This is a genomic window from Martelella radicis (genome assembly GCF_014196625.1).
In the GTDB taxonomy this organism is placed as follows: domain Bacteria; phylum Pseudomonadota; class Alphaproteobacteria; order Rhizobiales; family Rhizobiaceae; genus Martelella; species Martelella radicis.
This window is the reverse complement of the sequence record NZ_JACIDZ010000006.1, coordinates 172199-189099: the sequence shown is the minus strand read 5'-3', so window position 1 is coordinate 189099 and position 16901 is coordinate 172199. Positions and strand designations below refer to the sequence as shown.

Sequence of the window (16901 nt, the reverse complement as noted above, 5' to 3'; positions counted from 1 at the left end):
TCCTCGTCCGTTTACCCGCTGGCACGCGGCCTTGAACGCGCCCTGCGCGCCTCGGCCTGTGCCTCCTGAAAGGCCTGCGGCTCCCAAAGCTGGAAGTGGTCCGCACGACCCACGAAAGTGACCTCCTTGTCGATGCCGGTGAAATCGCGAATGAAATCCGTGATCATCAGCCGCCCCTCGGCATCGAGTTTGGCAAACACGCCGCCGCCATGGATCAGCAGCGACATGCTGTTCGCGTTCGCCGAGAACGGGTCCTCCTGATCGATCTGCCGCTCGAAACGGTCGAGCAGATCGGGACCGCCGATCGAGATCGCGGGGAAGATGAAATCCTGGAAGCAGTAGAGCTCCGCAATCTTTCGTTCTGCGAGCACCGTGCGGAAGACCGCAGGCACCGAGACCCTCCCCTTCGCATCGATCTTCTTGGTCGCATTGGAAAGAAACCGGTTCATGACGCAAAACCACCGAAGACCCTGGCGGCCTTCGTTCGACAGCCCACTCCAAAAAAGACACAAGAAACCCGCTTCGCCCAAAGGGCGAATTCAGCATGAAATGCAAAGACTTAGAACTGATTTGCCGCCCAAATGCCGCAGACGGCGAACTCGTGGTTAATGGGATAACATGGGCAGAATTGGGCGTCAATGGGACAACCTGCTATTAACCGTGCCGGAAAGCGGCTTCAAACCGCCACTTTACCAACCGGCTGTTAATGAAAGCTTTCCGCCGCAACCGTCTGAAAATATTAGAGATATTTGATAGGACGCTCGGCTTCCGGCAGACGCGTGGCGCGCCTGCCCAAAACGGACCAAAGAAGAGAAGAAAGACCAGTTGGCCTGTAAGCCGGGTTCTGTATGGCTCTTGCGGTTTCCCGCAGAACGTGGCGGCCATTCATCTGGGACAGCACTTGCGCGCTGCCTCTCGCAACCCACCCGGATGACCGGCCTGGAAACAGGCTGGCGACAAGCGCCGCGTCATCCCTATTCGGTTTTGCTCCCGGTGAGGTTTACCGTGCCGCCATGCGTTGCCGCCGGCGCGGTGGGCTCTTACCCCACCCTTTCACCCTTACCCTGCGACAAGGCAGGGCGGTTTGCTTTCTGTGGCACTGTCTCTGGGGTCGCCCCCGCCGGACTTTCTCCGGCACCGTGTTTCCGTGGAGCCCGGACTTTCCTCACCGTGCCGCCTTTCGGCATTGGCACAGCGCGGCCGCCCGGCCAACTGGTGCGGACGTCCTAATGGGTTTTGTCGCCGAAGGGAAGCCGTTTTGCCCGCAGAGCAACCGGTCAACTGAAAGACGCGGCGAAGTCGACGCCGTAGCCCTCGTCGGCGAGCGCTCCGCCCGCCATCAGCACCGCGCCGAGGCGGCCGATCTCGTCCGAGCTTTTCGCGCCCGCGCCGCAACCCGCCGTCATCACCGCGATCCTGTCCGACGGCGAGAAGCCGATCATCGGATAGCCGGAGGGCGAATAGGAGGTGACGCAGGTGCCGGTCGTCGATTGCAACACGCGAATGCCCGGCATCAGGTCGCAGAGAATGCGCGTGAGATGCTCGCGGGTGGCATTGGTGCCGCGCGACTTGAACCAGGCGCGCACATCTGCCTCGGTCTCAAGCGGCACATCATCCGGATCGCCGCCGATCTTGATATAGAAGCGGCCGTCCGGATAGCGGATCGGCGGCAGGAGATAGACCCCGTCAATATCGAATTCCGGCTTGTAGATCAGGCTCGGCATGGCCTTCAGCCCCTCCGCCTCCTCCTCGCTCACCTCGAAATAGGCGACCGTGCGGGCAAAGACGGTCAGATCGAGATGCCCCGGCAGAAGATCCGGGTTGATGGAGAAACCTCCTGCGGCAACCAGAACCCTGTCGGCGGTATAGGCCGCGCCGTCAGCGGTTTCGACGCGCACGCCCGCGCCGTCTTCCCGCACCTTCGTGACGGTCGCCTTGATCACGGCAGCGCCGGCCTTTTTGGCGAGGATGGTCTGCGCGGCGACCATCCGGCGCGGCGAGATGAAGCCCGCCCGGGACGGCTCGTAGACGCCCTCTGTCTTTTTCGCGAACTCGAAATAGGGGAATTTCTCGACAAGGCCCTTGGCGTCGACGATTTCGGCATCGGCGCCGCAGCTTCCCGCCGCCTCCATGATCGTCTCGACATATCGGCCGCGCGACCGGGCGGGACCGACGATCAGCGCGCCGACCTCGTTGAAGATTTCGATGCCGCTGTCCCGTTCGATCGCGCGATAGCGGCTGATCGAGCGGTTGGCGAGGCGCGCCCAGACCGGGTCGCGGTCGATGGTGCGGGTGATGCGGCCTTCGTCATAATGGCTTGCGAAAACGCCGTCGTGGTTCGCCTTGTCGGCGGGCTCGTCCGGGCCGATCACGGCAACGCCGTCTTCCATCCCGGCCAGATGTCGTGCCGCCGCGGAGCCCATCAGGCCGCGCCCGACGATGATCGTCCTGAAATGTGCTGTCATTCCCACCCTCTATGGCCCTTCGCCCCGGCGCATCATCGCACCGGATGGTTCATGGTCAAGGTCCCGAGAGCTTGAGCACAGACCGGCAGGAACGCAAGAGCAACCTTGGTCGCCGTTTATTCGGCAGCAATGCCGGGACGTCTAGCACGACGCAGCGCGCATTCTCTTGCGCACGATCAATTCGAAAGGTCAGTTCCCGGCCGCATCATAGAGAACGAAATTCGTCTCGATCAGCTCCTCGGACGGGTCTTCGACGTTCGCCTCGTAGATCGGATCGATAACAAAATGCTTGAGCACGAAGCGGCCGTCTTCCAGCGCCCACTCGCCTGATGAATAGGCATCGCCCAGCCCCCGCCATTTGGCAAAGGAGGTGATCGTGTTGGTCTCGGGATCGAAGCTCGGATTGACCAGCAGCGTTTCGGCGGAAAAGCCGGTCACCGACGGCGGCGCGGCGAGCTTCGTCTGGTCGATATCGTCATCGGCATAATCAAGCGTAAATGCGGGAACGGCGAAGGAGACCGGCAGCATCGCCTCCATCACCTCCTCGTTCGGCGCGAAGACATAGGCAACCACGATATTGTAGGCGGCGAGATAACAGTTGATCTCGAACAGCGTGCCTTCCCGCTCGATCGGCGCGCCGTCCCAGTCCTTCTCCTGCCAGGAGACCGCGTGGGCGACATCTTCAAGCCCCTCGAAATCGGTAGCCAGATCGGCATTGCAGTTCTCGGGATAAAGCGAGAGGATCATGTCCCGCGCCTTTGCCGGCCGGCCATCCTCGGCCGAAGCGGCGCCGGTTGCCGCAAGCGCCAGAAAGCAGAGCAGCGCGCGAAGCGACATCTCAGGCCGCCTTGCGCTCACGCTCGATCGCCTCATATGCGGCATTGATGCGCGCCATTCGGTCATTGGCGGCGGCGTGAAATTCCTTCGGCACGCCGCGCGCGATCAGCCGGTCGGGATGGTTTTCGGCAACAAGGGCACGGTACCGGGTGCGGATGGTCTTGAAGTCGTCGCTGCGCGAAACGCCGAGAATGCCATAAGGGTCGCGATCGCCCATATCCATGTGGCGGGCGCAGATGGCGGTGAAGCGCCCCTCGCTGATACCGAAGATTTCGGCAACGCGGGCGAGGAAGGCGAGTTCCTTTTCATGCACCGCGCCATCGGCCTTGGCGATATGGAACAGCCCGTCGATGATCTCCTCCAGAAGCGGGCAGCCCTCGTCCCCTTCCGCGCACAGGTTCTTCAGCTTCCGGGCATAGGCCTCATAGCCGGCAATATCCTGGCGGGCGAGATTGTAGAGCCGCGCGACATTCTGACGCTCGCCCTCCGGAATCTCGAAAATCTCGTGGAAGGCGTTGACCTCCTCGATGGTGACGAAACCGTCGGCCTTGGCCATCTTGGCGGAAAGCGCGATCAGGGAGACGGAGAACGCCACCTGACGGCGCGTTTCGGGATCACCCTCGAAAAGCGTGCGCACGGCCTCGACCACGCTCGTCAGCACATTGCCGGCGGACTGGCTGACGAAATTGACCAGCTTTTCCCAGAATGACATTCGACAGTCTCCCGGCGGTGGCGCACCGCCCTTTCGAGTCCTTACAGATTGAACAAAAAACGCGCATCACGCAAGTCGAACCGAGCGGTTCAATTTCACTTTTTCGCGACGCCCAAAAAAACCGGCGCGCCCGCGCCGGAACCATCCTGAACGCAAAACGGGAAAGTTTTGCGATTGCCCGTAAGACACAGCCAAGGCTATAGACTACGCCTGAAGCGCGAATAGCAGGGGACGGCGAGCGATGGAACGCAAGAATACATTCAATTTCGGCTATTTTCTGGTGGCCTTCCTGGTCATCATCGGTTTTCAAATGTGGTTTACGTCGCGCGACGTCGCCCAGATCAGCTATTCCGACATGATCAACTATATCGAGAAGGGCCAGGTCCAGTCCGTTTCCATCTCCGACAACACCATCCAGGGCCAGTTCAAGGACGCCGTCAACGGCAAGGACTATTTCGTCACCTACCGCGTTCCCCAGGAGCTTGCGGTCGATTTCGACAAGTACAAGGTCGACGTCACCGGCGTTCCCGACCACACGCTTCTGACCAAGATTCTCTCCTGGGTTCTGCCGATCATCATCTTCTTCGCCATCTGGGCCTGGTTCTTCCGCAAGTTCGCCGAAAAGCAGGGCATGGGCTTGGGCGGCATGATGAATGTCGGCAAGTCCAAGGCGAAGATCTATGTCGAGCGCAAGACCGGCGTGACCTTTGACGACGTTGCCGGCGCCAACGAGGCGAAGACGGAACTGAAGGAGGTTGTCTCCTTCCTGACCGAGCGGGACAAGTTCGGCCGGCTCGGCGCGCGCATCCCCAAAGGCCTCCTGCTGGTCGGTCCGCCCGGCACCGGCAAGACGCTGATCGCCAAGGCGGTTGCCGGCGAGGCCGATGTCACCTTCTTCTCCATTTCCGGTTCCGAATTCGTCGAGATGTTCGTCGGCGTGGGGGCCGCGCGCGTGCGCGATCTGTTCAAGCAGGCGCGCGAAATGGCGCCCTGCATCATCTTCATCGACGAGCTTGACGCGCTCGGTCGGGCCCGCAATTCCTTCGGCGGCGGCGGCAATGACGAGAAGGAGCAGACGCTCAACCAGCTTCTGGTCGAGCTTGACGGCTTCGACCCGTCCGCCGGCATCGTCATTCTCGCCGCGACCAACCGTCCGGAAGTGCTCGACCCGGCATTGACGCGCGCCGGCCGTTTCGACCGCCAGGTGGTGATGGACCGGCCGGACCGCGAGGGCCGCGCGGCCATTCTCGCCGTCCACATGAAAAAGGTGAAACTCGCAGACGAGGTCAACGCCGACGAGGTCGCCGCCCTCACCCCCGGCTTTTCCGGCGCCGATCTCGCCAATCTGGTCAACGAGGCTGCAATCTTCGCGACAAGGCGCGACGGCGAATTCGTGACCATGGAAGACTTCACCCTCGCCGTGGAGCGCATCGTCGCCGGCTCCGAACGCCGCGGACGCCTGCTGAACCCCGACGAGCGCGAACGCGTCGCCTTCCATGAGATGGGCCATGCGCTGGCCGCCGCGGCGCTTCCCAAGACCGATCCGGTGCACAAGATCTCGATCATTCCCCGCTCCATCGGCGCGCTCGGCTACACCATGCAGCGTCCGACCGAGGATCGCTTCCTGATCACCGCCGGCGAATTGCGCGACCGCATGGTCGTGCTGCTGGCGGGTCGGGCGGCGGAAGATATCGTCTATGGCGAGATTTCGACCGGAGCATCGGATGATCTGGCGCGCGTCACCGACATCGCCCGGCAATATGTGATGAGCTTCGGCATGGACCCCGAGATCGGCCAGGCGGCGCTGGAACAGCAGCGCATGCAGTATCTGGACGGCGCGCCGGGCATGGGCAAGCCGAAGGACTATTCCGACGTCACCGCCCGCGAGGTGGACCTTGCCGTGCGCAAGATGATCGACGCGGCCTATGAGCGAGCAAAGACGCTCCTCACCGAACGCCGCAAGGACCTCGAGGCGGGCGCGAAGATCCTGCTGGAAAAGGAAACCATCACCCCGGACGACTTCCCGCCGCTGGTGCAGCAGCCTTTGGCACAGACGCGGGTTCTGTCATAGCTGCCTGAAGAACGCGCCGGCTTTGCCCGTCTGGCGCTTTCCCTATCGGTAAACCGATTTTATTTGCGCCCGGTCTTTACACCGGCGAGCGCCTGTCGCATCCATGTCGCACGGCCGGTGGATAGTGCCGGAAGCATTGATGAAAGGGGTCCGATGTCTCGTCACAAAGTCGCCATGCTCACCGCCGGGGGGCTTGCTCCCTGTCTGTCATCCGCCGTCGGCGGGTTGATCGAGCGCTACTCCGATATCGCACCCGAAGCCGAGATCATCGCCTATCGCTCCGGCTATACCGGGCTTCTGACCGGCGACAGTTTCTCCATCACGCCTGCCATCCGCGAAAAGGCCTATCTGCTGCATCGCTTCGGCGGCTCGCCCATCGGCAACAGCCGGGTGAAGCTGACCAATCAGAAGGATTGCGAAAAGCGCGGCCTTGTCGGCGCCGGCGAGGACCCGCTGAAGGTCGCGGCCGAGCGACTTGCCGATGACGGCATTACCATCCTGCACACGATCGGCGGCGACGACACCAATACGACCGCGGCCGACCTTGCGGCCTATCTGAAGAACAACGGCTATGACCTGACGGTGGTCGGCCTGCCGAAGACCGTCGACAACGACGTCAAGCCGATCCGCCAGACGCTCGGCGCGCTGACGGCGGCAGAATATGGCGCGGCCTTCTTCGACAACATCTCCAACGAACAGAGCGCGGCCCCGCGCACGCTGATCGTCCATGAGGTCATGGGCCGCAATTGCGGCTGGCTGACGGCGGCCACCGCGCGTGCCTATCTGGAACGGCTGAAGACCGTGGACTATGTCGACGGCATGCTGATGAACCCGGCGATGAAGATGATCGACGGCGTCTATCTTCCGGAGATGGCCTTCGACCTTGAGGCCGAAGCCGCACGGCTGAAAGATGTGATGGCGAAGAACGGCACCGTATCGCTGTTCGTCTCCGAAGGCGCCTGCCTTGACGCGATCATCGCCGAGCGCGAGGCGGCCGGCGCTGCCGTGACCCGCGACGCCTTCGGCCATGTGAAGCTCGACACCATCAATGTCGGTAACTGGTTCGCCAAGCAGTTTGCGGACCTCCTCGGCGCCGACCGGGCCATGGTGCAGAAATCCGGCTATTATGCCCGCTCCGCGCCGGCCAACGCCGACGACCTGCGTCTCATTCACTCCATGGTGGATCTCGCGGTCGAAAGCGCGCTGGATGGTGTCTCCGGCGTCACGGGTCATGATGTCGAGCGCAGCGGCCAGCTCCGCACGATCGAGTTCGACCGCATCAAGGGCGGCGGCCATTTCGACCTCGAAACGCCATGGTTTGCGGGTGTCATGGAGGAAATCGACCAGGAATTCGCCCCCGCCGATTGACCTTTTCATCCCCGGGGGCTTTTATGAGCCTTGCGGATGGAGGATCCCGAGTGACTATCGAAACCGCGGCCCTGTACGCCGCGCTGGCCTTTGCCACCTTCCTGATCCCCTCAGGCCGGATGCTTGAATTCGCGAAGTGGCACTGTCAGCGCGGCTTGAAAGCGAGCCTGTCCATCGCATTGGGTATCATCGTCGTCAGGGCCGTATTCTTCGCGGCCGGATTTGGCGCGGCGATGGCGTTTGTCCATGCAATGCCTGACGGGCGTGCGCTCGCCGCCGTCGCGGCCTGCGTCTTTCTGGCGCTGTTTGCCGTTCGGCGGCTTGCGGCGCTCAGGCGCCCATCCCCACTGGCCGGCAATGACAACCTGCCGGCCAAATCCCTTGCCGCCCGTCTCTGGTTCGGCATCCGTTTCGACACGCGGCCCGCCGGCGAATTTCTCATGGCCGCCGCCACGGCGATCTTCTTCGTACCGTCAACGTTATCCTGGCCGTTGACGCCCGAGCTTTTTCTCGTCGCCCACGCTGCGGCAAGCCTGCTTGCGCTCATCGTCTATGCGGTCTTCGCCCGCACGCTTCTCTCCCGCGTCAACCGGCGGCTTGACCGCTCGCGTCAGGAACGGATCGCCAGGCTGTTGCGCTCGGGCCTTCCAAGCGTGTCCGCCCGGTTCCGCCAGGATGCCGCGTAGGTCCCCTTCAGCAGGCGGATCGCACCCGCCCGTCATCAAAGCTTAGCAGAATCCCTCTAATTCGGTGAGGCAAGGCGCGCTTCCGCGCGCCCTCAAGGACGGAGCCGCCGAATGAGGACTGCCGAACAGGACTTTCACCAGACCGAGAAGAACGCCCGCCTGAACGCAGCCCTGCTGCAGCACAAGGCTTTGTCGAAGGAAGGGCTCTCGGAACGCGTTTTCGGCCTGCTGTTTTCCGGCCTTGTCTATCCGCAGATCTGGGAAGACCCGGACGTCGACATCGCCGCGATGGAGCTTGGCCCGAAGCATCGCGTCGTCACCATCGGGTCCGGCGGCTGCAACGTTCTGGCCTACCTCACCCGCGCTCCCGAACATATCGACGTCGTGGACCTCAACACCCACCATATCGCGCTCAACCGGCTGAAGCTGAAAGCCTTTGCCCATCTTCCGGACCATCAGGCGGTGCTCAGGCTGTTCGGCAACGGCGAAAAGGGCAGCGTCCGGGACTACGACACCCATATCGCGCCCCATCTCGACCCGGCGACGCGCAAATACTGGGAGAGCCGCGACAGCCTCGGCCGCAGGCGCATCACCGTGTTCGAGCGCAACATCTATCGCACCGGACTGCTCGGCCATTTCATCGGCGCCGGCCACGTCGTCGCCCGCCTGCACGGCGTGAAGATCAGCGACATGACCGAGGCGAAGTCGCTGCGCGAACAGCGTCGCTTCTTTCAGGAGAAAATCGCGCCGCTGTTCGACAAGCCGCTGATCCGCTGGACCACGTCGCGCAAGTCCTCGCTGTTCGGGCTCGGCATTCCGCCGCGCCAGTACGAGGAGCTTGCCCGCGCGAGCACCGACGGAAGCCTCGCTTCCGTCCTCTGTCACCGCCTGGAAAAACTCGCCTGCCATTTCTCGCTGAAGGACAACTACTTCGCATGGCAGGCCTTTGCGCGCGCCTACCCGAACGATGGCACCGGCCCGATGCCGACCTATCTGCAAAGACAGGCTTTTCCGCTCATCCGCGATAATGCAGGCCGCGCGACGGTTCACCACGCAAGCTTTACCGAACTGCTTTCCGAAAAGCCGTCGGCAAGCATCGACCGCTACGTGTTGCTCGACGCGCAGGACTGGATGAATGACGAGCAGATCAACGCGCTCTGGCGCGAGATCACCCGCACGGCCCGCCCCGGCGCCCGCGTCATCTTCCGTACGGCAGCCGAACCTTCGGTGATAGAGGGACGCCTCACCGCCGAGACCGCCGCGCGATGGCAGTATCTCGAGACGACGTCCCGGGAGCTTTCGCTCATGGATCGTTCGGCGATCTACGGCGGTTTCCATATCTACGAGACGGTCTGACATGTCCGACGCGCAGGAAACCGCCAGCAATCAGCAGGCCGAGATGGACGCGATGTACCGTTATCAGCGGCACATCTACGACCTGACCCGGAAATATTATCTCTTCGGCCGAGACCGGATGATCGACGGCCTTGCCGTCGCGCCCGGCGGCTCGGTGCTCGAGGTTGCCTGCGGAACGGGGCGCAATCTGAAGAAAATTGCGGCGCGTTATCCCGGCGCGCGGCTCTACGGCTTCGATATCTCCGAGGAGATGTTGATCTCCGCGCGCGCCAACTTTGCCGGAAGGGACGGCGAACCGATTTTCATCGCCGCAGACGCAACGCGTTTTCGCCCGGAACGCTTGGGCGTCGAAGGCTTCGATTGCATCGTCATTTCCTATGCGCTGTCGATGATCCCGCAATGGCGCCTCGCCATTTCCGCCGCCCTTGATGCGCTGAATAAAGGCGGCTCGCTGCATGTCGTCGATTTCGGCCAGCAGGAGGGCCTGCCGCTCTTTTTCAGAACCGCCCTGCTCCATTGGCTGGCCCGCTTCCACGTCACGCCACGCGCAAGGCTCCACGGCGTGCTTCAGGCCGAAGCAGGCGCGCGCGGCGCCGATTTTCGCTTCGAGACCATCGGTCGCGGCTATGCCTGGCATGGCGTGATCACGCGCGCGTGAACAGCCGCCCGGTTGCTTCAGCACCGTCTTAATGAAAGCTTAGGTGGTCTGATATAGCCTGCTGGGCGACTTTGTGCGCCCGCCGGCCACGGCTGGCCGACGTTTTTTGAGGAGACGCCCATGATTTCAAGGACCATCCGAGCGGTTGTGGTTGCCGCCGGTCTCACTTCACTTTTCGCCGGTTCCGCGGCCGCACAGCAATGCGGCGGCGATTTCTCGCGCTTTCTGTCCGGCGTCAAGGCCGAAGCCGTCCAGCGCGGCCTATCGTCAAGCGCGGCGGACGCTGTCCTTTCCGGCGCGTCGGTCAGCCAGTCGGTCCTTAATCGCGACCGCGCGCAGGGCGTTTTCAAGCAGACCTTTCTGGAGTTTTCCCAGCGCACCGGCAGCGCGTCCCGCCTCAACACCGGCAAGCGCAAGATCCAGCAATATGCCAGCACCTTCAACCGCGCCCAGCGCGAATTCGGCGTGCCGCCCGGCGTGCTGACGGCCTTCTGGGCCATGGAGACTGATTTCGGCGCTGTTCAGGGCGATTTCAATACCCGCAATGCGCTGGTCACCCTTTCCTATGACTGCCGCCGCCCGCATATCTTCCGCCCGCAGCTTATGGCGCTGATCGAAATGACCCAGCACGGCGATTTCGATCCGGCAACGGAAACCGGCGCGTGGGCAGGCGAACTCGGCCAGGTGCAGATGCTGCCCGAGGATATTATCCGATACGGCGTGGATGGTGATGGCGACGGCCATGTCCGCGTCAAGAAAAGCTCGCCCGACGCCCTGCTGACGGCTGCCAATTTCATCCGAAGCCTTGGCTGGCGCGCAGGCGAACCCTGGATACAGGAAGTCGTCATCCCGCAGGACCTGCCCTGGGACAAGACCGGTTTCGGCGGTGGCATGACCGCCGGCCAGTGGTTCAGGCTCGGCGTTCAGCCGCGCGACGGCAATACCCGGTTCTCGAACCTGCCCACCGCACTTTTGATGCCGCAGGGCCGCAAGGGACCGGCCTTCCTCGCCTACCCGAATTTCAACGTCTATCTCGAGTGGAACCAGTCCTTCATCTACACGACCTCGGTCGCATATTTCGCGACCCGGTTCGAAGGGGCGCCCGCCTATAACAAGGGCAATCCGGAACCCGGTCTTTCCGACAGCCAGATGAAGCAGTTGCAGACCATCCTGTCGCGCAAAGGCTTCGACGTCGGCAAGATCGACGGCATTCTTGGCGCCGGCACCCGCGACGCAGTCCGCTCGGTGCAGATGCAGCTCGGCATCCCCGCCGATGGCTGGCCCACGCCCCAGCTCCTGCGCGCTCTGCAATAGCATCCCGGCATGGGACCAATGAAAAGGCCGCCCCGGATGCCCGGGGCGGCCTTTTTTTTTCATAGACTTGCCGGAGCGTGGGGATCAGTCGATGTCCTCGACCGAAGCGCCCGCCCCACCTTCAATCCGATGCGCCAGAGCCGCTTCCATGAACGGGCTCAGCGCGCCATCGAGAACGTCGGACGGCGAGGTGCTTTCAACACCGGTCCGGAGGTCCTTCACCAACTGGTAGGGCTGCAGCACGTAGGACCGGATCTGGTGACCCCAGCCGATATCCGTCTTCGAGGCTGCTTCCTGATTGGCCGCTTCCTCGCGCTTCTGCAGTTCCGCCTCGTAAAGGCGGGCGCGCAGCATATCCCAGGCCTTGGCCCGGTTCTTGTGCTGGGAACGCTCCTGCTGGCACTGGACCACGATCCCGGTCGGAATGTGGGTGATGCGCACGGCCGAGTCGGTTGTGTTGACGTGCTGGCCGCCGGCGCCGGATGAACGATAGGTATCGATCCGGCAATCGCTCTCGTTGATGTCGATCTCGATCGAGTCGTCGATCACGGGATAGACCCAGACCGAGGAGAACGAGGTATGGCGACGCGCATTGCTGTCATAGGGCGAAATGCGCACCAGGCGGTGAACGCCCGATTCGGTCTTCAGCCAGCCATAGGCGTTGTGGCCCTTGACGTGGATCGTGGCCGACTTGATGCCCGCCTCTTCCCCGTCATGAACTTCCATCACCTCGACCTTGAAGCCCTGGCGCTCGGCCCAGCGGATATACATGCGCAGAAGCATGTTCGCCCAGTCCTGGCTTTCCGTGCCGCCGGCGCCGGAATGGACTTCGAGATAGGTGTCGTTGGAATCCGCCTCGCCCGAAAGCATGGCCTCGACCTGCTGACGCTCGGCCTCGGCGAGAAGCGTCTTCAGGCTTTCCTCGGCGTCCTTGACCACCTCGTCGTCGCCTTCCTCCTCGCCGAGCTCGATCAGCTCGATACTATCGGAAAGCTCCGTCTCGATGCGGCGCACGGAGGAAATGCCGTCGTCCAGAAGCTGGCGCTCGCGCATCAGCTTCTGCGCCTCGCTCGCGTCGTTCCAGATATCGGGATCTTCAGCCTTGTTGTTCAGCCAGTCCAGCCGTTTGATTGCCTGATCCCAGTCAAAGATGCCTCCTCAGCAGGGTTACAGCCTGCTTGATTTCATCGACAACGCCTTCGATTTCCGCTCGCATGGTTCTTTCTGCTTCTTTTGAGATTGTGATGGCCGGTGAATAAGGGGGCAAGGCGCGGATGTAAACCCCGCCTCACCCCTCCGCCAGGGTCAGTAGAGACCGCTCGAGCCGGTCGAGATCGCCTTGTTGGCCTGCGAGGAATCGCGCAGGATCTGCTCCGGCGGCACATAGCCGCTCATGTCGATGATATCGAGCGCCTCGGCGGGGCCCGTGCCGGGCTTGAAGGCCTCGGCGATGACGCCGGGCCCGGAACCGCCGGCGCGCATGCCGGTCGAGCGGTTGACCAGAATGTTGGTCATGCCCTCCGGCTCGATGAAGTTTTCAACCGGCAATTCCTTCAGCGCGTCGGTCATGAATTCGTTGAAGATCGGCGCGGCAAGGCCGCCGCCGGTCCCGTGACGACCGAGGGAGGCCGGCTGGTCGAAGCCGATATAAAGGCCGGCAACGAGGTTCGGCGTGAAGCCGACGAACCATGCGTCCTTCTCGTCATTGGTGGTGCCGGTCTTGCCGGCGACCGGGCGATCGAGCTTGACCGCGCTTGCCGCCGTGCCGCGCTGGACGACGCCCTCCATCATCGACGTGATCTGATAGGACGTCATCGGATCGAGCACCTGCTGGCGGTCGTCGATCAGGATCGGTTCGGCCTGCCCGGTCCATTCGGTCGCATCGCAGTTTTCGCAGATGCGTTCCTCATGCTTGAAGATCGTCTCGCCGTAGCGGTCCTGAATCCGGTCGATCAGCGTCGGATTGACCTGCTTGCCGCCATTGGCGATCACCGCATAGGCGGACACCATGCGCATGACGGTGGTCTCGCCCGAACCGAGCGACATGGCCAGTACCGGATCCATTTGATCGTAAATGCCGAAACGCTCCGCATAGTCGGCAACCGTTTCCATGCCAAGGTCGTTGGCAAGACGCACCGTCATCAGGTTCTTCGATTTCTCGATGCCGGTTCGAAGCGTCTGCGGGCCGGAGAAGCCGCCGGCATAGTTCTGCGGTTTCCACAATTCGCCGCCGGATTCGATTTCGATCGGCGCGTCCATGACCACCGATGCGGGCGTATAGCCATTGTCGAGGGCCGCGGCGTAGACGAAGGGCTTGAAGGACGAGCCGGGCTGGCGATAGGCCTGCGTTGCGCGGTTGAACTGGCTTTCGGAGAAGGCGAAGCCGCCGACCATGGCCAGAACGCGGCCCGTCTGCGGGTCCATGGCGACAAGCCCGCCCTGCACCTTGGGCACCTGGCGCAGCCGGTAGGTGTCGCCCTCGCCGGTCGCTTCCACATAGACGACATCGCCGGGCTTCAGAACGCCTTCGGGGCTCTTTGCGTTCGGCTTGCCCTTTTCGAGGAAACGATAGGCCCATTTCATGTCATCGGCCGGAATGAAACCGGTCTCGCGCGCCGTGTCGACCTTGCCGGCGACATCGATCTGCGGGCGGATGCCGATCTGGGCGCCGTCGGCGCCGACGCCGAGCACGACGGCGATCTTCCAGTCCGGCACGTCCCAGAGCGGCCGCATCTTGGCAAGTTCGGGGCCCCAGTCGCCCGAGATCGACACCTCGGCGATCGGACCGCGGAAACCGGCGGCCTCGTCATAATTGATCAGGCCGTCGCGCAGCGCCTTCTGCGCATCGAGCTGCATCTGCGGGTCAAGCGAGGTGCGCACGGAAAGCCCGCCTTCGTAGAGCATTTCCTCGCCATACTTGTCCTTCAGCTCGCGGCGGACGGCCTCGGCGTAATATTCATCGCCCGCGATCGGGCGGTTGCGATGGGTCGAAACGACGCCGAGCGGTTCGGCGCGAGCGACCTCTGCCTCATCAGCGGTGATGTAGCCGTTTTCCTCCATCCGGCTGATCACCCAGTTGCGGCGCTCGATCGCTGCTTCGGGATGGCGGTAGGGATCGTAATTGGCAGGACCTTTCAGCACGGCGGCGAGATAGGCGCTTTCGGAGATCGTCAGGTCCGAGACGGGCTTGTCGAAATAGGTCAGCGCCGCATCGGCGATGCCATAGGCATTGAGGCCGAAATAGACCTCGTTGAGGTAGAGTTCGAGGATCGTGTCCTTGGAATAGGCCTGCTCGATGCGGAAGGAGAGGATCGCCTCCTTGACCTTGCGCTCATAGGTCTGATCGGAGCTCAGAAGGAAGTTCTTGGCAACCTGCTGGGTGATGGTCGAGGCGCCGACCGGGCGGCGGCCGGTGCCCATGTTGCGGACATTGGTGATGATGGCGCGACCAAGACCGACGACGTCGACGCCGGGATGAGAATAGAAATTCTTGTCTTCCGCCGACAGGAACGCGCCGCGCACGCGCATCGGGATCGCGTCGATCGGCAGGAACAGGCGGCGTTCATGGGCGTATTCGGCCATCAGTTCGCCGTTACCAGCATAGATACGGGTTGTGACCGGCGGCGTATATTGCGCAAGCACCTCGTAATCCGGCAGGTCCTTGGCGACATTGTTCAGATAGATCCCGACGCCGATCGCCACGACGACGAAGAGCGCGCAGGCGAGGCCGAAAAGATATCCGATGAGCTTGATCACATTCACGTCTGTAGAATCCTGTCTCTGGCGAGGCTGGCCGCGCATACGCACTGACCGCAATAGTCTCGTTCCGGCGCATCTTCCAAATGACCGCAGATACCGCTCCGAGCCCGTGTTGAAAACACCCCGATCACCTTTTTACAACGAATGTGCGCTTTTTGCGACGCAGCTAAAATGATGTTTGCACGGCCGGGACCGATCGCGCATTCCTGTTGCTCATCCGCCACCGGAGACCATAGGATGGCGGTAGCGCTTGACCGCCTCCACCAGGCGATCCACCAGCCGATCGCGCCATTCCGGGTCCAGCATGCGTCTCTCATCATCGGCATTGGAAAGAAAGCCGATCTCGAGCAGGATCGAGGGAATATCCGGCGCCCTCAAGACCATGAAGCCGGCAAAGCGATGCGGATTGTTGATCAACCCGATCTGCCCCGAAAAGGAGGCAACGACCCTGTCGGCAAGCGAAATCGAGAAACTCTGCGTTTCCCGACGGGTGAGATCGAGAAGGATATCGGTGACCTCCTCGGGCTCGTTGTCGACCTCAATGCCCATGATCTCGTTGGAAAGGTTCTCGCGCCGCGCCAGGGCGGCGGCCAGCCGGTCTGAGGCGCGGTCGGAGAGCGTGTAGACGGTCGCGCCGGAAATGTCGGACTGATCGAGCGAATCCGCGTGAAACGAAATGAACAGGTCCGCGCCATGCTGGCGGGCAAGCTCCACGCGTTTCGACAGCGACAGATAGATATCGGAATCGCGCGTCAAAAACGGTTCGTAGCCCGGCTCTTCCGCGAGCCTTCGGGCAAAGGCGCGGGCAAAATCGAGCGTGATGGTCTTCTCGAGCGTCCTGGTGTCCTCGCCGATCGCGCCGGTGTCGATCCCGCCATGACCGGCATCGACGGCAATCACATAGGCGTCATCGTCAACAGGCGTTGCAAGACTGTCGGCGAAAGCGTCGCCCGGCGCGGGCTGCTGACGCGCCAGAAGCGTCTCGAAGCGCGCGGTATCGGCGATCGCCAGGTCAATCACCAGTCGGGCGCCGGAACCGTCCTCGGGCCTGACCTCGCCGAGCGTCAACTGGATCGGCTCGCGCGCCGACAGCACGATGCGCGATTGCCCCGGCCCGGTCGCACCATAGCGCACATCGCTGATAAGGCCGCGCGGCGAGACGGCATCGGCGGAAAAGCCGAACGCCGTGCTCGGCAGGGTGATCACCAGCCGGGCGGGATCTTTCAGATAGTGATAGGTGAATTCCGGCGCACGGTCGAAATCAACCACCAGCCGCGCGCGCGCATCATCGCCGACAAGAAGCGCGTTGTAGGCGATCAGGGGCGCTGCGGCGTCCGCGTCCTCCGCGCTGGCATGCGCCGGCTGAGCCGCGACCGCGGCCAAAAGGACCAGCAACACCCCGACCGCCGCCAGGACGGCCGCCGAAGCGAAATCGAACAGACGTTTGGTTCCGGCCGCTTTGCGTCGCGTCATGCCACCTCTCGTTTTTGGCATAGGCCCTGCCATGAAGATGCAATTCACCCGTGCATTACCGCAATTGCGGACCTGCCGACAAGGCAAGGACCAATAATGCCATGGCGATGGCAAAACAATGACCGAGGTGTGCCGAGGGCTTCCCGCGCTGATGTCGGCCACGCCGACCGCGCCGGGACAGTCAAGTCCGCCCCGGCGCGAT

13 protein-coding genes and 1 other RNA gene are annotated in these 16901 nt (G+C 62.7%); 6 read left to right on the top strand and 8 right to left on the bottom strand.

The window, feature by feature from the left end; genetic code table 11:
• Positions 1-11: 11 nt before the first annotated feature.
• The 5 genes from mraZ to GGR30_RS10930 all read right to left on the bottom strand — a co-directional run bounded on the left by mraZ (position 12) and on the right by GGR30_RS10930 (position 4014).
• The gene (gene mraZ, locus GGR30_RS10950; RefSeq protein ID WP_183486144.1) at positions 12-449 is read right to left on the bottom strand and encodes a division/cell wall cluster transcriptional repressor MraZ; all 438 of its coding nucleotides are present in this window, start codon (positions 447-449) and stop codon (positions 12-14) included.
• 368 nt (positions 450-817) lie between these two features.
• Positions 818-1216, bottom strand: an RNA gene (gene rnpB / locus GGR30_RS10945) — RNase P RNA component class A.
• Positions 1217-1277: 61 nt separating this feature from the next.
• Positions 1278-2465, bottom strand: a complete 1188-nt coding sequence (locus GGR30_RS10940; protein WP_183486142.1) for an FAD-dependent oxidoreductase — start codon at positions 2463-2465, stop codon at positions 1278-1280.
• Between the two features lie 189 nt (positions 2466-2654).
• Complete coding sequence (locus tag GGR30_RS10935; protein ID WP_183486140.1) at positions 2655-3302, bottom strand: DUF1176 domain-containing protein; 648 nt, start codon at positions 3300-3302, stop codon at positions 2655-2657.
• A gap of 1 nt (position 3303) precedes the next feature.
• A complete protein-coding gene (locus GGR30_RS10930; RefSeq protein WP_183486138.1) occupies positions 3304-4014 on the bottom strand; it encodes a J domain-containing protein in 711 nt (236 codons plus the stop codon).
• 241 nt (positions 4015-4255) lie between these two features.
• Between GGR30_RS10930 and ftsH the strand changes: the two genes are divergently transcribed.
• The 6 genes from ftsH (at position 4256) to GGR30_RS10900 (ending at position 11467) form a co-directional block, all read left to right on the top strand.
• A complete protein-coding gene (ftsH, locus tag GGR30_RS10925; protein ID WP_183486136.1) occupies positions 4256-6085 on the top strand; it encodes an ATP-dependent zinc metalloprotease FtsH in 1830 nt (609 codons plus the stop codon).
• 153 nt (positions 6086-6238) lie between these two features.
• Positions 6239-7453 (top strand): pyrophosphate--fructose-6-phosphate 1-phosphotransferase, encoded by a 1215-nt coding sequence (locus GGR30_RS10920; RefSeq protein ID WP_183486134.1) that lies wholly within the window; start codon positions 6239-6241, stop codon positions 7451-7453.
• A 50-nt stretch (positions 7454-7503) separates the two neighbouring features.
• A complete protein-coding gene (locus tag GGR30_RS10915; protein WP_183486132.1) occupies positions 7504-8139 on the top strand; it encodes a hypothetical protein in 636 nt (211 codons plus the stop codon).
• Between the two features lie 111 nt (positions 8140-8250).
• Entirely contained in the window at positions 8251-9495 is a 1245-nt protein-coding gene (locus GGR30_RS10910) for a BtaA family protein (RefSeq protein ID WP_183486130.1), read from the top strand.
• A 1-nt stretch (position 9496) separates the two neighbouring features.
• On the top strand, positions 9497-10153 hold the full coding sequence (locus GGR30_RS10905; protein ID WP_183486128.1) for a class I SAM-dependent methyltransferase: 657 nt from the start codon (positions 9497-9499) through the stop codon (positions 10151-10153).
• 120 nt (positions 10154-10273) lie between these two features.
• Positions 10274-11467 (top strand): lytic murein transglycosylase, encoded by a 1194-nt coding sequence (locus tag GGR30_RS10900; RefSeq protein ID WP_183486126.1) that lies wholly within the window; start codon positions 10274-10276, stop codon positions 11465-11467.
• 84 nt (positions 11468-11551) lie between these two features.
• Here GGR30_RS10900 and prfB read toward each other — a convergent pair.
• The 3 genes from prfB to GGR30_RS10885 form a co-directional block, all read right to left on the bottom strand.
• Positions 11552-12683 (bottom strand): peptide chain release factor 2 gene (gene prfB / locus GGR30_RS10895; RefSeq protein WP_183486124.1). Its coding sequence is split into 2 segments (ribosomal slippage): positions 11552-12613 and positions 12615-12683, totalling 1131 coding nucleotides; the frame shifts between segments, so codons are not numbered across the junction.
• A gap of 89 nt (positions 12684-12772) precedes the next feature.
• Positions 12773-15223, bottom strand: a complete 2451-nt coding sequence (locus tag GGR30_RS10890) for a PBP1A family penicillin-binding protein (RefSeq protein ID WP_183486285.1) — start codon at positions 15221-15223, stop codon at positions 12773-12775.
• A gap of 216 nt (positions 15224-15439) precedes the next feature.
• On the bottom strand, positions 15440-16699 hold the full coding sequence (locus GGR30_RS10885) for an N-acetylmuramoyl-L-alanine amidase (protein WP_183486122.1): 1260 nt from the start codon (positions 16697-16699) through the stop codon (positions 15440-15442).
• Positions 16700-16901 lie beyond the last annotated feature (202 nt).